5 protein-coding genes are annotated in these 4,273 nt (G+C 71.2%); 1 reads left to right on the top strand and 4 read right to left on the bottom strand.

Annotation, left to right across the window (positions count from 1 at the left end; translation table 11 throughout):
- A partial coding sequence (locus AXW62_RS20890) for a hydroxymethylglutaryl-CoA lyase-like TIM-barrel protein (RefSeq protein WP_502688778.1) occupies positions 1 to 545 on the top strand: 545 nt, incomplete at its 5' end.
- Positions 546 to 622: 77 nt separating this feature from the next.
- Here the strand turns inward: AXW62_RS20890 and AXW62_RS20885 are convergent.
- The 4 genes from AXW62_RS20885 to AXW62_RS20870 all read right to left on the bottom strand — a co-directional run.
- A complete protein-coding gene (locus AXW62_RS20885; protein WP_060945881.1) occupies positions 623 to 892 on the bottom strand; it encodes an Rv0250c family protein in 270 nt (89 codons plus the stop codon).
- An 83-nt stretch (positions 893 to 975) separates the two neighbouring features.
- The gene (locus tag AXW62_RS20880; RefSeq protein WP_060945880.1) at positions 976 to 2,244 is read right to left on the bottom strand and encodes an ATP-grasp domain-containing protein; all 1,269 of its coding nucleotides are present in this window, start codon (positions 2,242 to 2,244) and stop codon (positions 976 to 978) included.
- Positions 2,237 to 3,631: an MFS transporter gene (locus AXW62_RS20875; RefSeq protein WP_063817627.1), complete on the bottom strand. Its 1,395-nt coding sequence runs from the start codon at positions 3,629 to 3,631 to the stop codon at positions 2,237 to 2,239. Before AXW62_RS20875 ends, AXW62_RS20880 begins: the two co-directional genes overlap by 8 nt.
- A gap of 267 nt (positions 3,632 to 3,898) precedes the next feature.
- A partial coding sequence (locus AXW62_RS20870; RefSeq protein WP_169808159.1) for a thioesterase II family protein occupies positions 3,899 to 4,273 on the bottom strand: 375 nt, incomplete at its 5' end.

The following is a 4,273-nucleotide window of genomic DNA, read 5'->3' as shown; positions in this document are numbered from 1 at the left end:
CGGGGGTGCTGGCGATGTCCGAACCCGTCGTGCGCCGGGCCCGCTCCGCGGGCCTGCCGGTACGCGGCTATGTGTCGATGTGCTTCGGCGACCCGTGGGAGGGCGATGTGGAGCCCCGCGAGGTGGCCTCGGTCGCCCGCGGGCTGATGGACATGGGCTGCACGTCCCTGTCGCTGGGCGACACCATCGGCACCGGCACGCCCGGCCACGTCCTGGAACTCCTCGACACCGTACGGGGGGCGGGCATCCCCCTGGAGCGGATAGCCCTGCACTTCCACGACACCTACGGCCAGGCCCTGGCCAATGTGCATGCCGCGCTGACCGCGGGCATCACCGAGTTCGACAGCTCCGCCGGCGGCATCGGAGGCTGTCCCTACGCCCGCAGTGCCACCGGCAACCTCGCCACCGAAGACCTGGTGTGGATGCTGCGCGGGCTCGGCATCCGTACCGGGGTCGATCTGACGGCGCTGGCGGCCACCAGCCGGTGGATGGCCGGACACCTCGGCCGTCCGAGCCCGTCCCGCGTCGTCACCGCCCTGTCCTGACGCTCCGTCAGGGGTACCGCGCGGCGACGTCCGCCTTTTCGGTACGGGCGGCTCGTGGGGTGGCGCCCGGCGCCCCGCTACCCGCCGTCGTCGTCCGCGTCGTGCCCCGCCATGTGGCCGTCCGCGATGTGGACGACGATGTCGTGGGCGAGTCCCCGCGCCGTGCCCCGGGTCAGGGCCGCCACGCCGGGGCCTGCCATGGCGTCCAGGTCCAGCCGCAACCGCCGGACGTCGTGCACCAGCCTGCGGACGTGCGGGGACTCGCTGTCGGCGAGCCGCAGGGACTCCACGCAGTCGCGCAGTCTGCTGAGCGCACCGCGCACGTCCGCAAGCTCCTGGCCTGTCATCGCTTCCTCCGTTCCTGGCGGTTCGGTCGTCTGCCCCCGAGGTGTGCCCCCGGCCTTCGGCGGTGACGAGCCGGACCGTCACCTCAGTGCGCTCGGGGCTCGGTCAGCCGCCGCCACCCCTCCGGGCTCAGTGCGTGGGCGGGTGCCCCGGAGCCGGCCAGGCGGCGCCACAGCCGGGGGGAGAGCAGCAGACAGCCGCTGATGGCGCCGAGCAGCAGGGCCCCGGCGGGATCCGCGCGCAGCGGCAGCAGCTCCTCCTGGCTTCCCTCGTACCAGCCGCGCCCGGCCGCGGCACGGGCGAGCTCCGTCAGGATCGCCCGCCGGCCGCGGCCCACCTCGGCATGGCGTACGACGGCCATCAGCAGCATGTGCGTACGGACTCCGGCACGGGCGCGCGGCGGGGGCCCGAGTTCCGCGCCGCAGGACAGCGCGAGCCAGCGCTGCACCAGGTCGGTACCGGCGAGTTCGGCGTTCACGGGTTCGACCAGCCGCGGGTTGACGTCGATGTGGTGGACCGTGCGGCGGCGTTCGTCCAGGACGGCGTCCACCGACAGCGGGCCGTGCCAGTCCAGCGCGGCGCCCAGCTCGGCGAGGTGCCGGTGGACCTCCGGCAGGTCCAGGGACACCTTGGAAGAAGCGCTGCCCTGCACTCCCTCGCGCTTGCGCAGCACGGTGTGCGCGCCGACCAGTGAGCCCCGGTCGAACAGCGCCTGCGCCATGACGATCGGACCGGGCAGCGCGCGTTGCACGAGCACCTCACCGCCCCGGGCGAACACCTCCCGCACCTGGGGCAGCGCCGCTGTCCCGGACAGTTGCGCCGGGTCGGCCACCCGCCACACCCCCCGGCTCGATGTCGCCACCGGCAGCTTGACGTAGGCGGGCAGTCGGCCGGTCTGGGCCAGCAGCTCGCTCTCGTCCGCCACCAGCGCGGTGTCCGGCTGGGGCAGCCCCAGCTCGGCGAAGAGCCGGACCGCCGCGGCCTTGTCCTGTGCGGTGCGCACCGCCTCGAAACCGGGGACCGCCAGCCCGACGCCCAGCCGGGAGAACTCCTCGCGGTGCCGGGACAGCGCGATCAGCTGCTCGTGGGTGGGCAGCAGGATGTCGTACGACGAGTGCGTCAGGACCTGGTACAGGGCGTCGAGGTAGCGTTCCGGGTCGGCGGAGAAGCGTGGGCTGCGGTGGCGGCGCTTCACCCAGCGGGACAGGGCGGTGAAGTTGAGCCCGCCGCTGTCCATGACACCGACCTCGTGCCGGCGGCGGCCGAGCACGGTCAGGACCTCGCGGGCCGAGGCGCTGGACGCCTCGGTGAGCAGCACCCGGTAGCGGCGGCCGGGATCCGCGCCGTCAGCCATGGGCCGTCACCTCCTTTGCCACGTCGCCCGGTTCGCCCTTCCCGCCGGCCCTGGAGCCGATCAGCAGGGTGACCGCGCCCGCCCCGAAGAACACCAGCAGGGAAAGCCATGCCATGCGGTAGCTCCCGGACGTCTGGAGGACGATGCCGAAGGACGAGGTACCGAGGAAGGCCAGACACCGGTTGACCATTTCGAAGATGCCGATGTACTCGGCGGTGTGTTCCTCCGGCACCAGCTTGATGAAGACCGACCGCGACAGCGCGTAGGTTCCCCCCACGACGAGGCCCGCGCCGAGGCACAGCGCCAGGAAGGCGAAGAACGCCCCGTCGGGGACGACCGCTCCCACGATCACGGTGAGGACCCAGCAGGCCACCAGCCCCCCGACCACCCGGCGACCGCCGAGCCGCTCGGCCAGCCGTCCCGCGATCAGCGCACCGGCGAACGCGACGAACTGGACCGCCAGGATCGCGACGACCAGGCTGTCCTGGGAGATGCCCACCGCCTTCACCGCGTAGGTCCCCACCAGCGAGGTGACCGCCTGCATGCCGTTGTTGTAGAGCAGGAAGGCGAGCAGGAACCACGCGGCCCGCGGCATGCTCCCCAGCCGCCGCAGGGCCACGAAGAGCGCGCGGTACACACCCGGGGACGGTTCGGCCTCCCCGGCCGCGGTCACCGGGACCGGCGGCGGACTGCCGTAACCGCGCATCAGCCACACCGACGCGCCGGAGAGCACCAGCCACCACAGTCCGGTGAGGAGCAGGATCAGCCGCACGGCCTGGTTCTCCGTCAGGCCCAGCGCGTCGTGGTTGGCGTACAGCGCGAGGTCGCCCAGCACCACCGCGCCGCAGCTCAGGAAGCCGGCCGCCGAACCCTCGGTGGACATGCGGTCCTGGCGCTCCGGTGCGGCCAGCACCGGCAGATAGGTGTTGGCCACCATGATCGAGGCGCCCAGCGCCATGTTGGACACCACATAGAGCGCACCGCCCAGGGCGTAGCCGGTGTCGCCGATCCCGTACATGCCGATCGCCGCGCTCGCGCCGCAGCCCGCGAACAGCGCGAGCACCCGGCCCTTGTCATGGCGTTCGGCCAGGGCAGCCGCCGCGGGGAGCAGGAATGCCTGGAGAAGAACGGACAGCGCGGCCACATAAGGGTAGAAGGAACCGGCCAGCACGGGAATCCCCAAGGGGTGGAGGTACCCGTCGGAATCGGCCGCGGCCTCGCTGACATCGGTGATGAACGGTCCGAAGAAAATCGAGTTGACCGATGTGGCGAAGACCGAACTCGCACAGTCGTATCCATACCAGCCGAATCGGCCGCGACGTGTTGTGCGCCATCGCGCTTCGGCATCGTCGGGGAGCGCCGCCAAAGAGTTCAGGTGATCGCCCATTACCGTCGGCCTGCTTCGATAGAATCGGTAATACCGCAGGTAGAACAGGTGTCGGACGCCATGAAAACCTCCGGACCGTGGGGGGATCAGACCTTTTTCACACGGTAGGGTGAAACCAGTCCGCTATCAATGGAGTCAACCCCCGGATCAATGGTGGGGTTACCCCCATGGCCGAAGCCCGCGTTTTTTCGGGCGATCATCAGAGAATCCAGCGCGGAACATCCGCCCTCCGACCCGGCCCGATCTCACCGGACGATCTGATTCAGGTCAGCCGGCCAAGGGCAGCACCATCATCGTGAGCAGCTCTTTCGCCTGGTCATGGATGAAGAAGTGTCCGCCGGGGAAAACCCGCAGCTGGAAGCGCTCGGTGGTGAGGTCCTCCCAGGCCAGCAGTTCGGCCCGGTCGGCCCGCGGGTCCCGCTGACCGCCGAAGACGGTCAGCGGGACACCGAGGGGCGACTCGCCGCGGTACTCGTACGTCTCGTTGACCGAGAAGTCCGCGCGCAGCAACGGCAGGAGCGAGGTCATGAGGTCCTTGTCCCGCAGGACGTCCGCCGGTGTGCCGCCGATGTCCGCCACCGCGCCGATCAGCTCGTCGGGCGGCAGGTCGCGCAGCGGCCGGCGGACGTCCGGGAGCTGGGG

Origin of the sequence: Streptomyces hygroscopicus subsp. hygroscopicus (assembly GCF_001553455.1) — a bacterium.
Classification (GTDB): Bacteria; Actinomycetota; Actinomycetes; order Streptomycetales; family Streptomycetaceae; genus Streptomyces; species Streptomyces hygroscopicus.
This window is presented reverse-complemented; position numbering and strand designations above follow the sequence as displayed.